This window comes from Collinsella sp. Sow4_D11, assembly GCF_052116465.1.
Taxonomy (GTDB): domain Bacteria; phylum Actinomycetota; class Coriobacteriia; order Coriobacteriales; family Coriobacteriaceae; genus Collinsella.
Map to the genome: position 1 here is coordinate 1 of NZ_JBQKLA010000005.1, position 13,253 is coordinate 13,253.

The window sequence follows — 13,253 nt, forward strand, 5'->3', positions numbered from 1 at the left end:
CCCCCCCCCCCCCCCCCCCCCCCCCCCCCCCCCCCCCCCCCCCCCCCCCCCCCCCCCCCCCCCCCCCCCCCCCCCCCCCCCCCCCCCCCCCCCCCCCCCCCCCCCCCCCCGGCGGGATAGACCGGTTTGGATGGGGCTTTGATGCATGGGTGGTCTGTTGGTGGGCAAATGGGTATCATAATGCGGTTACTGCATCGACTCCGTGATGCATGTTTGTACGTTCCCGGCGGTCGGTTTGCCAGAAGCGCCCCGTCGGTTGTTCCAGACCCGTTTCGAAGAAAGGAAACCGCACGAACCTATGGCAGCTAAAAAATCATCTCCCTTGAAGATCATTCCGCTCGGAGGCCTTGACGGCATCGGCAAGAATATGACGGTCTTCGAGTGCGGCGACGACATGGTGCTCGTCGACGCCGGCCTTATGTTCCCCGACGACTCCCAGCCCGGTATCGATTTGGTGCTTCCCGACTACACCTATGTTCTGGAGAACGAGGAGAAGCTCCGCGGCATCATCGTCACCCACGGCCACGAGGACCATACCGGTTCGCTTCCGTACCTGCTGCAGGACCTCAACAACAAGGTGCCCATCTTCTCGAGCAAGCTGACGCTTGGTTTCATCGAGGGCAAGCTTTCCGAGTTCCGCATCCGCGCGCCCAAGTTCCGCGAGGTCAAGGGCGGTAGCCATGTCAATCTTGGTGGCATTTCGCTCGACTTCTTCTCTATGACGCACTCAATTCCGGGCGCTTTGGGCGTATTCATTCGCACCAACCAGGGCACCGTTATGCACACGGGCGACTTTAAGCTCGACCAGACGCCCATCGATGGCGTCACGCCCGATTATGCCGCCATCAGTCGCTTTGCCAAGCAGGGCATCGACCTGTTGCTTTCTGACTCCACCAACGCCACGGTTCCGGGCTTTACCAAGTCCGAGGCCGAAGTCGGCCCCAACTTGCTGCACGCCATCAAGAATGCCCCGGGCCGCGTGTTCGTCGCGTCGTTCTCGAGCCATATCCATCGCCTGCAGCAGATCTGCGACGCCGCCCGCAAGTGCGGCCGCAAGGTCGTCGTGACCGGACGTTCCATGCTCACCAACACCCGCGTGGCGCGCGAGCTGGGCTACCTCAACATCGACGATGCCGATATCATCGATGCCTTCGATATCGATAACCTGCCTGACGACAAGATTGTCGTCATGTGCACCGGCTCTCAGGGCGAGCCGCTGTCGGCGCTGTCCCGCATGGCCAACGGCGAGCACAAGACGCTCTCCATCCACGAGGGCGATACCGTCATCCTCTCGGCAACGCCGGTCCCCGGCAACGAGAAGGCCGTCCAGCAGGTCGTCAACAGCCTGGCCAAGCTTGGCTGCGACGTGTGGGATAAGAATCGCGCCCTCGTCCATGTCTCGGGTCACGGCAGCCAGGAGGAGCTCAAGCTTCTGATGGCCATGGCCAAGCCCACCTACTTTATGCCGGTTCACGGCGAGGCCGTGCACCTGCGAGCCCATGCCCAGCTTGCCCGTAAGATGGGTATTAAGGATGATCACATCTTTATCCTCGATAACGGTGACACGCTCGAGATGCGCGGTGGTATTGTCAAGCGCGGCACGCCCGTCGAATCCGGCGTCGTCTACGTCGACGGCCTGCGCATCGGTGATACCGACCCCATCGTCCTGCGCGATCGTCAGAAGCTCGCCAATGACGGTATGGTCACGGCTGTCGCCATCGTCTCGCTCAAGCATAAGAAAATCGAGGCTATCGAGTTCTCGGGCCGTGGCGTTTCATTTGCCATCGACGATCAGTTCTCCGAGGATGCCTCCGCATCCATCATGAAGACAATCGAGAAGGGCAAGTTTAGCTTTACGAGCAGCGGCTCCGATGCCATTCGCAAGGCCGTGCGCGATTCGCTCTCCAACTTCATTTGGAGCCGTACGCGCACCCGTCCGATGATCATCCCGGTCGTCATGGAGGTTTAGTTTGGCGCGCGGATCTGCACAAAACGCCAAAGGCAATAAAGCCAACAACCAACCGGCATCTGCTAAGGGTGCCGGTTCCCATCTTCGTGCCAATAAGGGCCACGAGGCCGAGTTCGACGATTGTGAGCCCCTGGTCGAGCCTTCGGCCAACCGCGATATCGCCGGCGTGGTTATTGCCGTTTTGGCGATTGCGTCTTTCATTGCCGTGATTTCTCCGGCAACGGCACCCGTGACGGCAGTGGTTGCCGGTTTCTACCATCTTGGCTTTGGCCTGGGCGCCTACGTGCTGCCGATCGTCATTTTGCTGTTTGCCGCCACGCTCTTTTTGGGTGAGGACTCGCCGCTCAACATTCGCTCGGTCGCGGGTGGCGCCGTTGTCTTTATCGCCGTCGTCTCCATTCTTTCGTTGATGGTGCCGGGCACGAGCGATTCGTGCGACCTCATGTTTGTGCCGCAAAACCTGTCCGCCTCGGGCGGCTACATCGGTGCGTTTATTGCGAGTGCGCTGCAGAATGCCCTGGGTAAACCTATCGCGATGGTGGTCCTGTTGGGTTTGGCCGTCGTTGGCTTTGTCATCATCGGCTTTTCGGTGGGTGGCGTTTTGCGTTCTGCGCGCGATCGCGCTGCCGATTTTGCCGAGCGCCGTCGTGCCGATGTCAATGCGAGCCCGTGGGGCGACGAAGAGGCCCTGTCGGTTCCCGGCGTCGCCCGTCCGCACCTGAGCATTCTTCGTCAGAAGGGCTCCGATATGGCCGTGACCACGGTCATGGGCAATGATGCGGACCCTGTTCTGGACGATGATGACGAGGACGATGATCCGTTTGTCGACGTGTCCGAGGCCGTGGAGGCCGAGCGCGCCAAGACCACGCTGCTGCCGCGTCGCCATGCCAAGCATGGCAAGTCCGCGCCTAAGCTCAACACGAGTGAGCCCGACCCGTCTTGGTCCGATAGCGAAATCGAACTCACCGCGGGCGATGACGAGGATGACGAGTGTCCGCTCGAGACCGCCAAGACAACTTTGCTGCCGCGTCGCCAAGACAGGCGAGGACAGGTCACCGGACAGCTTTCGATGGAAGACGACCCGGACAAGGTCGACGAGTCCGAGCCGCCGTTTGCCGTGAACCCCGTGTCTGCTGCCCCGCAGATCCCCGATTTCCTGAAACACCCCAAGGTTGCCGATGCCCCCACCCCTACGGCTTCCGCTGCTCCTGTTGCAGCCGGCGATGGGGGAGCTGACGGCACCGCTGCCGATGTCGAGGGCGAGCAAGAGGATGGCCTCAAACTCCCGCCGCTCGAAATCCTGCACGCCAACCCGCAGTCGGCGTCCGCCGCGTCTTCTGACAAGGAGTTGGAGCAGACTGCCGAGTCGCTGCAGTCCACGTTGCTGGAGTTTGGCCGTAGCGCTCGCGTCGTCGGCTGGATTGCCGGTCCCACGGTGACGACCTTTAAGCTGCAGCCCGGCGAGGGCGAGCGCGTGAGCAAGATTTCGAGCCTCGAGGACGATATCGCGCTTTCGCTTGCCGCCCAGTCGGTGCGAATCTTTGCGCCGATTCCCGGCACCTCGCTTGTGGGTATCGAGATTCCCAATCGCAAGCGCCAGAACGTTAACCTGGGCGACGTGCTTCCCTATGTGAAGGGCGGTCCGCTCGAGCTGGCCATCGGCCGCGATGCCGAGGGTACGCCGGTTGTCGCCGACCTCGCCAAGATGCCCCACTTGCTTATTGCCGGTACCACCGGTTCCGGTAAGTCGGTCATGATCAACTCCATCATCACGACCCTGCTCATGCGCGCGCTTCCCGAGGACGTTCGCTTGATCATGGTCGATCCCAAGCGCGTTGAGCTTGCCGGCTATAACGGCCTGCCCCATCTCTATGTGCCCGTGGTGACCGAACCCAAGCAGGCTGCGAGTGCCTTGCAATGGGCTGTTTCCGAGATGGAGCGTCGCCTGAAGGTCTTCGAGCGCCTCAACGTTCGCAAGATCTCGACGTATAACGAAAAGCAGGCCGCCGGCGAGTTCGAACACTACGATAACCCGCCGCAAAAGATGCCCTATCTGGTCATTATCATCGACGAGCTATCGGACCTGATGATGGTTGCCGGCAAGGATGTCGAGGCCTCGATCGTTCGTATCGCCCAGCTGGGCCGTGCCGCCGGTATTCACCTTATCGTGGCTACGCAGCGCCCCAGCTCCAACGTGGTGACGGGCCTCATTAAGGCCAACATCACCAATCGTATCGCCTTTAACGTGGCCACGGGCATCGATTCCCGCGTCATTATCGACCAGATGGGCGCCGAAAAGCTCACCGGTTTGGGCGACATGCTGTTCTCCAAGGTCGACTGGGGCAAGCCCCGCCGAATCCAGGGCTGTTTTGTCTCCGATGATGAGATCAACGAGATCGTCGAGTTCGTTAAGTCGCAAAGCGAGCCCGACTACCACGAGGAGATTCTGTCTGCCGTGGCGCCTGCTTCCATGCCCATGGCTGGTGGCGGCATTGTTCGCACGGGCGTTGCCGAGCCGCAGGATGACGACCCGCTTATCTGGGAGGCCGCCCATATTGTGGTGGAATCGCAGCTGGGCTCCACATCTGGCCTGCAACGCCGCCTCAAGGTTGGCTATGCGCGCGCCGGGCGTATTATGGACATGCTGGAAGAAAAGGGCGTCGTCGGCCCGCCCGACGGTTCCAAGCCGCGCGAGGTCCTGCTGGATGACGAAGGGCTCGCCGCGCTGGAGTCTGTCGACGCCGAGATGGTACGTGAAGATCGTGAGTTTGGAGGATTCTGATGGCTGCACGCTTTGGTGACATGCTGCTCGAGCAGCGTCGCCGGATGGGCCTTTCCATCCAGCAGGTCGCCAACACCATCAAAATCAGGCCGCAGATCATCGAGTTTTTCGAGACTGGTAACTTTGCATCGATGCCCCCGCGTGGCTATGCGCAGGGCATGATTTCGAGCTACGCTCGCTTTTTGGGGCTTAACCCGCGCGAGGTCGTCAACGCTTATTTTGACGACCTCATGGAATATGAACGCGATACCTCGCAGCAGGGCGGTCGTTTTCAGGATGCTGCCGGCTACGTTAACTCGCGTTCTTCGGTCGATAACGGTCGTTTTTTGATGGTTCAGGGTGGTCGTACGACACGGTACGGCCAGCGCCCTCCGCAGGCGGGCTATATCACCGAGACGGGCTCCAGCGAGGAAATTCGTTCTCAGCGAGATCGTTTTCGCAGTACGCCCCTGCCAGATGACCGTGCGCTTCCCGCCGCTCGCGGGTTGAGTCGCGATCCTCGCGCCGGTTACGGCGACGGCGGATACTCCGGTCGTAGCTATCGCGGAGAACCCGCCGGGCGTTCCCGCGATGGCTATTCCGACGCCGATACCACGCAGGTGACGCCGCGCCTCCGTTCGCAATCCCAGCCCTATGGGCAGCGCTCTTCGGTGCCTCGCTCTGGCCAGCGCGGCTATCAGGGCCGTGGCGAGCTTGCGCCGCGTCCGGGCCGGCGGGGTTCGCAGCGCCAGAGTAGCTATCGTGGTCGTCCCGATAGCGGTCGCGGCCGCATACCGCAGGGTAATGGTCGTGGTAGCTCCAATCGCGGACGCGGCGTTGGGCGCGCCTCTCAATACAACACGATCGATCCGCGCATTATTTACGTCGGCATCGGTGCCGTGGTGCTGCTGTTGATTTTGCTCATCGTGGTACTCCTGCGTGGTTGCGGCTCTGCTGCACCCGAGTCGACGCCCGAGACACCCGTGGCTACCAAGACGACGACTAAGAAATCTTCCAAGAAGACCGAATCCACTGACGAGGATGAAGACGCCGACGAGGCGACGGATGCGGCCGGTTCCGATGCTGCCAAGGCGACGGTGGAAAAGGAAGAGGACGAGGTCACCAAGGTCAAGGTCTCTGTTGCCAAGGGCAAGACCGCCTGGATCGAGGTCAAGGTCGACGGTAAATCGGTCTATGGCGCTCAAGCGACCGGTCCTTTTGAGCAGGAGTACACGCCCGAGTCCTCGATTGAGATCACCACGTCCAAGCCCTCCGATGTCACGGTCACCAAGAATGGTGAAAAGGTTCGCTATGACACCAAGACATCGGGTGTGGCGCGCGTGACCATTACCGTTCCCAAGAAGGAGACCGCTGACCCCGCGAACGGCGATAATGCCGGCGGTACCGATAATGCCGACGGCACCGATGCCCAGTCTACCGTCGGCACCGACACGGCATCCGACGGCCAGACAGTGAACGATTCAGATGACTATTCGTACGACAGCTACTAAGGCTCCCCGTACCGAAAGGAAGAACCATGGCTAAAGATTCCAGCTTTGACGTTGTTTCCGAGGTTAACATGCAGGAGGTCGATAACGCCTTCCAGCAGACCGCCCGCGAGATTTCCCAGCGCTATGACCTTAAAGACTCCGGCGCCACCATCGAGCTTTCGAAGGGCGACAAGCTCTTTACGATTAACGCTCCGGCCGATTTTGTCTCCAAGCAGATCATCGATGTTTTGAGCTCCAAGCTCATCAAGCGCGGTATCGACCTCAAGGCTGTCTCTTGGGACGCCCCGCAGGCGGCTTCGGGCGGTACCGTGCGCGTGCTCGGTCATATCGTCGAGGGCATCGACCAGACGACCGCAAAGAAGATCAATAAAGACATCAAGGATCAAAAGCTTAAGGTCAAGGTGACCATCGAGGCCGATAAGCTGCGCGTTTCCTCGGCTTCTAAGGACGCTTTACAGACGGTGATTCAGTTCCTGCGCGACCAGGACTACGGCCAGCCGCTGCAGTTTACCAACTACCGCTAATTTACTCGAAAGGACCGCTTTCCAACATGGATACTCCGTTGGGTTCCGTACTCTATATCACGCTTGGCTGCGCCAAGAACGAGGTCGATACCGACCGCATGCGTTCGCTGCTGGCCGCTGCGGGCTACGAGGAGGCATTCGATCCTCAGGATGCCGATATCGCCATTGTCAATACGTGCTCGTTTCTTACCTCGGCGACGTCTGAGAGCATCGAGACCACGCTCGAGCTCGCTAACGAGGTGCAGGACGGCGTTCGCTCCTGCCCCATTGTCATGTGCGGTTGCGTGCCGTCTCGTTACGGCGACGACCTGCCCGACGAGCTGCCCGAGGTCGCGGCATTTGTGAAGGCCGATGAGGAAGACGGTATCGTCTCTGTCATCGATGGCGTTCTTGGTGTGGAGCGTGAAATCGCTGCCTATATCCCGCAGGTCAAGCGTACCGTCGAGGGCGCTGTCGCCTACGTCAAGATCTCCGATGGCTGCAATCGTTTTTGCAGCTTCTGCATGATTCCCTACATTCGCGGTCGCTATCATTCGCGCAATGCCGAAAGCATTATCTCCGAGGTGCGCGACCTGGTTGCCGGCGGTGTGCGCGAGATCGTGCTGATCGGCCAGGACACGGGCATTTGGGGCACCGACTTTGCCGATGAGGACGCCGCTGAGGCCTCACCGCGCAATCTGGCGCAGCTGCTGCGCGCCGTCGCCGAGGCTGTACGCCCGCACAACGTCTGGGTTCGCGTGCTCTATCTGCAGCCCGAGGGCATGACCGACGAGCTTATCGAGACGATTCGCGATACGCCCGAGGTATTGCCCTATATCGATATCCCCGTGCAGCACTGCGACGCGCGCATCCTCAAGGCCATGCGTCGCTCCGGTTCGCGTCAGGAGCTCGAGGAACTGTTCCGCGATCTTCGTGATCGTATCCCCGGCATCGTGATTCGCTCCACGGCCATGGTCGGCTTTCCGACCGAGACCGACGACGAGTTCCGTGATCTTATCGACTTTATGGACACCGTCGGCTTTGACTATACGAGCGTCTTTGCCTACTCGCGGGAGGAGGGCAGCCTGGCCGCCAATATGGAGGGCCAGGTCGATGAGGAGGTCAAGCTCGAGCGCGCCCAGGAGGCCATGGATCTGGCCGAGTCGCTGGGTTTTGCCGCCACGGCAGCCCATGTGGGCGAGCGCGCCCAGGTAATCGTCGACGGTATCGAGGAGACCGAGGACGGCGCCGAGCTGATTGGTCATGCCTGGTTCCAGGCGCCCGATTCCGATGGCGCGGTGCATCTGGACGCCAGCGAGGCGTCCGTGGGCGATATTTTGACCGTCGAGTTTACCGATAGCTTCTGCTATGAGCTTATCGGCCATGTTGTGGAGTAGGAGAGCGTCGTGGCAAACGAGAGCAATAAGGAACTGACGAGCGTTTGGACGCCCGCCAACATCGTGACGTGTGTTCGCATCGTCTTTATTCCGGTGTTCATGATCGTCTCGGCCCTGTCTCACGCGAGCGTTGCCGGTACGGACTGGAGCACCTTCGACGGCCCGCTCGCCGCCGCTGCCTTCATTCTGTATGTGATCCTGTCGTGCACCGATAAGGTCGACGGCTATCTGGCGCGCTCACGCAACGAGATCACCGATTTCGGCAAGTTCTTGGACCCCATCGCCGACAAGTTGCTGGTGTTCTCGGCCTTGCTGCTGTTCTTGGATTTTGGCGCGGTGACCGTGTGGTCCGTGTTCATTATCCTGTTCCGCGAGCTGTTGGTGAGCGCACTTCGCATGGTCGCGAGTGCTGCCGGTGTGGTCGTTGCCGCCGATAAGCTCGGCAAGTACAAGACGGCGACCACGATGGTCTCCATCTGTGGCTATCTGTGCGTCTTTGCGATGGCCGGTCTTCAGCTGGGGCCGGCGTCGTTGCTGCTCGGTGTCTATTCGGTGTCGCGCTTCCTGTACGTCATCGCTGTCATTTTGACCATTATCTCGGGTGCCCAGTACTTCTGGAACTGCCGCAAGATCGTCTTTTCGGTCTAGGTCCTGGTGGGTATGACGGAGTCTTATTTGCAGATCGCCGCAAACAACGAGGAGCTGGCGCGCGATATTGTCGAGCGCGCGAGTGCCCGTGGCGTGACGGTGTCGACGGCGGAGTCGCTGACGGCGGGCATGATCGCCTCGACGATTGCCGATATCCCGGGTGCCTCGGCGGTGCTTCGTGGCGGTGCGGTGACCTACTGCGATGAGATCAAACATCGCGTGCTCGGCGTCGAGCAGGAAACACTCGATCGGTTTAGCGCCGTGTCGCAACAGACGGCGCGTGAGATGGCCGCGGGCTCGCTGGACCTCTATCAGAGCGATGTCGCCGTGAGCGCAACGGGCTACGCTGGGCCTGGCGGCGGTACCGAGCAAGACCCCGCCGGCACGTTCTATATCGGCTGGGCGTATCGTGCGGCCGATGGGGGAGCGACGGTCGTTGAGTCTGCGCGCTGTCACTACGAGGGTGATCGGTCGTGCGTCCGTGCCTATGCGGTCGCTGAGGCTTTGGAACGCATTGTCCGCGTGCTCAATTCCATGGAATAGACGTGTTTTAAGGGGCCTTAGGGCCCCTTAATTGTGGAGATAGGGACCTTTGGCAATGAATGCGCTTGCGCTGGCACATGTCTTTAATTTGTACGAGCACTCGTATTTGCGATTGGCATGGTCAAGCTTTTGGTCGGCGTTTGGTCGGCGTTTGGTCGGGTTTTGGAATGGACGGGTGCATATGATGAACCTGAACGGTTGACCACGAACAGCCGTTCGTTTATCATCGATTCAGGTTGTTAAGAGGAGGGCTATTCATGGCCAAGAATTCAGGTCCCGTACGTACCGTTCATACGCGCACGACGGGTAAAGAGCGCGACGAGATGATCGCCACTACCAAGGCCGAGATCGAGAAGAAGTTCGGCCAGGGCTCTATTATGAGGTATGGCGACGGCGGTCCCGAGCTCGAGGTCGAGGCTATTCCGACGGGCTCTCTGGCGCTCGATGCCGCATTGGGTATCGGCGGCGTGCCACGCGGCCGTATCGTTGAGATTTATGGCCCCGAGTCCTCCGGTAAGACAACGCTTTCGCTCGAGATTCTTGCAGAGGCTCAGGCCATGGGCGGTGTCGTGGCTTTTATCGACGCTGAGCATGCGCTTGATCCCACCTACGCCGCGCGCATCGGCGTCGATATCGACGAGGTGCTGATTTCCCAGCCCGATACGGGCGAACAGGCGCTCGAGATCGTTGACATGCTTGTGCGTTCCGGTGCCATCGACGCCATCGTCGTCGACTCTGTTGCCGCTTTGACTCCACGTGCCGAAATCGAGGGCGAGATCGGTGACACGACGGTGGGTCTGCAGGCTCGCTTGATGAGTCAGGCGCTCCGCAAGCTCGCCGGCTCGCTTGCCAAGTCCAACACAACCTGCATATTCATTAACCAATTGCGCGAGAAGATCGGCGTCATGTTCGGCAACCCCGAGACCACCACAGGCGGCCGCGCACTCAAGTTCTTCTCTTCCGTGCGTATCGATATTCGCAAAATCGATACCATCAAGCTTAAGGACGAGGTTATCGGCAATCGCGTACGCGCCAAGGTCGTTAAGAACAAGGTGGCTGCTCCGTTCCGCTCGGCCGAATTTGACATCATGTATGGCACCGGCATTTCTAAAGAGGGCTCGATTCTGGATATGGCTGTCGAGTGCGGCATATGCAAAAAGATGGGGTCTTGGTTTGCCTATGGTGAGGACAAACTCGGCAACGGTCGCGAGGCCGCTAAGACGTTCCTGCGCGAGCATCCCGATTGCGCCGACGAGATCGAGCACAAGGTTCGCCTTGCCTGCGGTCTTGAGTATGACGATGATGCCCCCTCCGAGGTTGAGTTGACCGATCAGCCCGCCCCCGAGGAGTTTGACGAGCTGTATGCCATCGATGGCTCCGCGATGCTCGACGATGACGACGAGTAACGGATGCCGACATGTCGTATACGGTGACCGAGGCTAGGGTCGTTTTTCCGGATAAGAAGACGGCCTCCTCGTTCTCGAGCGGTTATGCGTCTAAAAAGCCCTGTGCACATATCGATTGCGATCTGGAGGGCGGTTTTGAACGGTCCATTTGGATTCCCGTGCGTGTGGCACGTGTGTACGTTCAGAACCGTCTCGATCTTCCCTGCGACTGGGATGACTTTCGCGAGGCGGTACAGCTTATCGAATGCAAATGTGCGCTCACCATGGTGACCGAGATGCTTTCGCGTCGTGATCATGCTACGGGCGAGGTGCGCGATAAGTTGGCGCGCTATGGCTTTCGTCAGCCCGCGATCGACTTTGCCGTCAATCGTGCCATCGAGTATCGTTTTTTAGATGAGAACCGCTTTTGCTCGTACTTTATCGAGGAGCGTAAGCGTCGTGGTTGGGGGCAGCGCAAAATCGAGACTGAACTCAAGCGTCGCCATGTTGCACTTGATGAGATTCCAGGGTATCCCGAGGCTTATTTTGCCGAGGATGACGACTTGGCTCGCGCATCGGCTTTGCTCGCTAAGCGTCGCGTTCCCGAGGCACGTGCATTCGAAAAGCTCGTCAGATTTTTGATGGGCAAGGGCTTTTCCTATCACATTGCCGCGGATGCCGTTAAGGCGCGCCTTGATGCCTTAAGCGAGAAATGCGACGTTTAAGCATGCGCACGTTACGCTCCTGCCGTTCACCGCTCGATAGGCGCCGTGCTGGGTGCGTTAATTTGACAGTTGTTGCGGTTCAACGTAGGATAATTACTGTCATTTGCATTGTGATATGTGCTCATCTGCGATGAGTTTGTTTATATGTTTATCTGTATCCGACCCGCATAAGCTGCGCCCATATTACTCAAATGTCGCGAGCCGTTCGTATGGACGGTTCGCTTTGTTGTGTAACGAATCCATAAAAAGGAGTGAGCATGCCGCCTATCATTGCAGCGCTCGTTGGCATTGTTTTGGGTGCCATCGTCGCCATTGCCTACATGCGCACCGCCAAGCAGGGTAGTCTTCACGAGGCCGAAGAAAAGATTCAGTCGGCACACGCGCAGGCAGAGTCCCTGATCGGTGATGCTAAGCGTCAGGCCGAGACCCTCAAAAAAGAGGCTCTGCTCGAGGCTAAGGAAGAGATCATCAAGAACAAACAGGCCGCCGAGGCCGAGGACAAGCAGCGTAAGAGCGAGATTCGCGCGCTCGAAAATCGCGTGATGCAGCGCGAGGAATCGCTCGACCGACGCAACGATGCGCTCGATAAACGCGAGCATCAGCTGTCCAGCCAGGCCGGTCAGGTCGAGAAGCGCTCTCGCGAACTTGAGGAGCTTTGCGCCAAGCAGACCTCCGAGCTCGAGCGTATTGCCGACCTTACGCGCGAGGATGCTCACAAGGAGCTGCTCGACAAGGTCCGCGGCGAGGTTACCCATGAGGCGGCCACCATCATCCGTGAGTCCGAGCAACAGGTCCGCGCCGAGTGCCACAAGACTGCTCAGGAGATTCTCTCCCTGGCGATCCAGCGTTGTGCCGCCGACCATACCGCCGAGGTCACCGTCACGTCCGTTCATATTCCCTCCGATGACCTTAAGGGCCGCATCATCGGTCGCGAGGGTCGTAACATCCGTACTTTCGAGCAGGTTTCCGGCGTCAACCTTGTGATCGACGACACCCCCGAGACTGTCGTGCTTTCGAGCTTTGATCCGGTCCGTCGTGAGACCGCCCGCGTGGCGCTCGAGAACCTCATTGCCGACGGTCGTATTCACCCCGCCCGCATCGAGGAGATGTACCACAAGGCCGCTGAGTTGGTTCAGCAGCGTGTGCTCGAAGCCGGCGAGCAGGCCGCCTTCGATACCGGAATCCACGACCTGCATCCCGAGATCGTCAAAACCCTGGGCGCTCTGCGCTACCGCACCTCGTTTGGTCAGAACGTGCTACAGCACTCGCTTGAGGTCTCCGACCTGTGCGGCATCATGGCCTCCGAGCTTGGTCTGGATGTTGTGACCGCCAAGCGCGCGGGTCTTTTGCATGACCTGGGCAAGGCCATCGACCACGACGTTGAGGGTCCGCATGCTGTGATTGGTGCCGAGCTTGCCCGCCGTTATGGCGAGAAGCCCGTTATCGTCCACGCAATCGAGGCCCATCATGCCGATGTCGATCCCAACACGGTGCTCGACGTTCTGGTCCAGGCTGCCGATGCTGTTTCCGCTTCTCGTCCCGGCGCCCGTCGCGAGTCGGCCGAGAGCTACATTAAGCGCCTTGAGAAGCTCGAGGAGATTGCCAACTCTCATGACGGCGTCGAGCGTACCTATGCTATGCAGGCCGGTCGCGAGGTCCATGTCATGGTTCAGCCGGACAAGATTTCCGATGCCCAGTCCACGGTGCTTGCGCACGATATCGCCCATCAGATCGAGGAAGAGATGGAGTATCCCGGTCAGGTGCGCGTTGTCGTGATTCGCGAGAGCCGTGCCGTCGATATCGCTAAATAA

Annotated in this window: 10 protein-coding genes; all 10 read left to right on the plus strand. The window is 59.7% G+C overall.

The features are described 5' to 3' along the window. The first annotated feature begins 298 nt into the window (after positions 1-298). The 10 genes from ACTQ40_RS03270 to rny all read left to right on the plus strand — a co-directional run bounded on the left by ACTQ40_RS03270 (position 299) and on the right by rny (position 13,253). On the plus strand, positions 299-1,969 hold the full coding sequence (locus ACTQ40_RS03270; protein ID WP_117654800.1) for a ribonuclease J: 1,671 nt from the start codon (positions 299-301) through the stop codon (positions 1,967-1,969). Position 1,970: 1 nt separating this feature from the next. Further along, a complete protein-coding gene (locus tag ACTQ40_RS03275) occupies positions 1,971-4,751 on the plus strand; it encodes a DNA translocase FtsK 4TM domain-containing protein (RefSeq protein WP_441563335.1) in 2,781 nt (926 codons plus the stop codon). Next, a complete protein-coding gene (locus ACTQ40_RS03280) occupies positions 4,751-6,241 on the plus strand; it encodes a RodZ domain-containing protein (protein WP_441563336.1) in 1,491 nt (496 codons plus the stop codon). Before ACTQ40_RS03275 ends, ACTQ40_RS03280 begins: the two co-directional genes overlap by 1 nt. Positions 6,242-6,267: 26 nt before the next feature. Further along, entirely contained in the window at positions 6,268-6,765 is a 498-nt protein-coding gene (locus tag ACTQ40_RS03285; RefSeq protein ID WP_427794768.1) for a YajQ family cyclic di-GMP-binding protein, read from the plus strand. Positions 6,766-6,791: 26 nt separating this feature from the next. Beyond that, complete coding sequence (gene rimO / locus ACTQ40_RS03290) at positions 6,792-8,141, plus strand: 30S ribosomal protein S12 methylthiotransferase RimO (protein ID WP_427748025.1); 1,350 nt, start codon at positions 6,792-6,794, stop codon at positions 8,139-8,141. 99 nt (positions 8,142-8,240) lie between these two features. Continuing rightward, entirely contained in the window at positions 8,241-8,789 is a 549-nt protein-coding gene (gene pgsA, locus ACTQ40_RS03295; RefSeq protein WP_229770672.1) for a CDP-diacylglycerol--glycerol-3-phosphate 3-phosphatidyltransferase, read from the plus strand. Positions 8,790-8,801: 12 nt separating this feature from the next. Further along, a complete protein-coding gene (locus ACTQ40_RS03300; RefSeq protein WP_441563337.1) occupies positions 8,802-9,332 on the plus strand; it encodes a CinA family protein in 531 nt (176 codons plus the stop codon). Positions 9,333-9,589: 257 nt separating this feature from the next. Then, a complete protein-coding gene (recA, locus tag ACTQ40_RS03305; protein WP_154516331.1) occupies positions 9,590-10,738 on the plus strand; it encodes a recombinase RecA in 1,149 nt (382 codons plus the stop codon). Positions 10,739-10,749: 11 nt separating this feature from the next. After that, on the plus strand, positions 10,750-11,442 hold the full coding sequence (locus ACTQ40_RS03310) for a regulatory protein RecX (RefSeq protein WP_154516334.1): 693 nt from the start codon (positions 10,750-10,752) through the stop codon (positions 11,440-11,442). A gap of 257 nt (positions 11,443-11,699) precedes the next feature. Then, on the plus strand, positions 11,700-13,253 hold the full coding sequence (gene rny / locus ACTQ40_RS03315; protein ID WP_427795682.1) for a ribonuclease Y: 1,554 nt from the start codon (positions 11,700-11,702) through the stop codon (positions 13,251-13,253).

Excerpts from the sequence above, each read along its gene's own strand:
- ACTQ40_RS03270 (WP_117654800.1), top strand. The coding sequence starts at position 299 with ATGGCAGCTAAAAAATCATCTCCCTTGAAGATCATTCCGCTCGGAGGC.
- ACTQ40_RS03280 (WP_441563336.1), top strand. The coding sequence starts at position 4,751 with ATGGCTGCACGCTTTGGTGACATGCTGCTCGAGCAGCGTCGCCGGATG.
- ACTQ40_RS03285 (WP_427794768.1), top strand. The coding sequence starts at position 6,268 with ATGGCTAAAGATTCCAGCTTTGACGTTGTTTCCGAGGTTAACATGCAG.
- rimO (WP_427748025.1), top strand. The coding sequence starts at position 6,792 with ATGGATACTCCGTTGGGTTCCGTACTCTATATCACGCTTGGCTGCGCC.
- pgsA (WP_229770672.1), top strand. The coding sequence starts at position 8,241 with ATGATCGTCTCGGCCCTGTCTCACGCGAGCGTTGCCGGTACGGACTGG.
- ACTQ40_RS03300 (WP_441563337.1), top strand. The coding sequence starts at position 8,802 with ATGACGGAGTCTTATTTGCAGATCGCCGCAAACAACGAGGAGCTGGCG.
- recA (WP_154516331.1), top strand. The coding sequence starts at position 9,590 with ATGGCCAAGAATTCAGGTCCCGTACGTACCGTTCATACGCGCACGACG.
- ACTQ40_RS03310 (WP_154516334.1), top strand. The coding sequence starts at position 10,750 with ATGTCGTATACGGTGACCGAGGCTAGGGTCGTTTTTCCGGATAAGAAG.
- rny (WP_427795682.1), top strand. The coding sequence starts at position 11,700 with ATGCCGCCTATCATTGCAGCGCTCGTTGGCATTGTTTTGGGTGCCATC.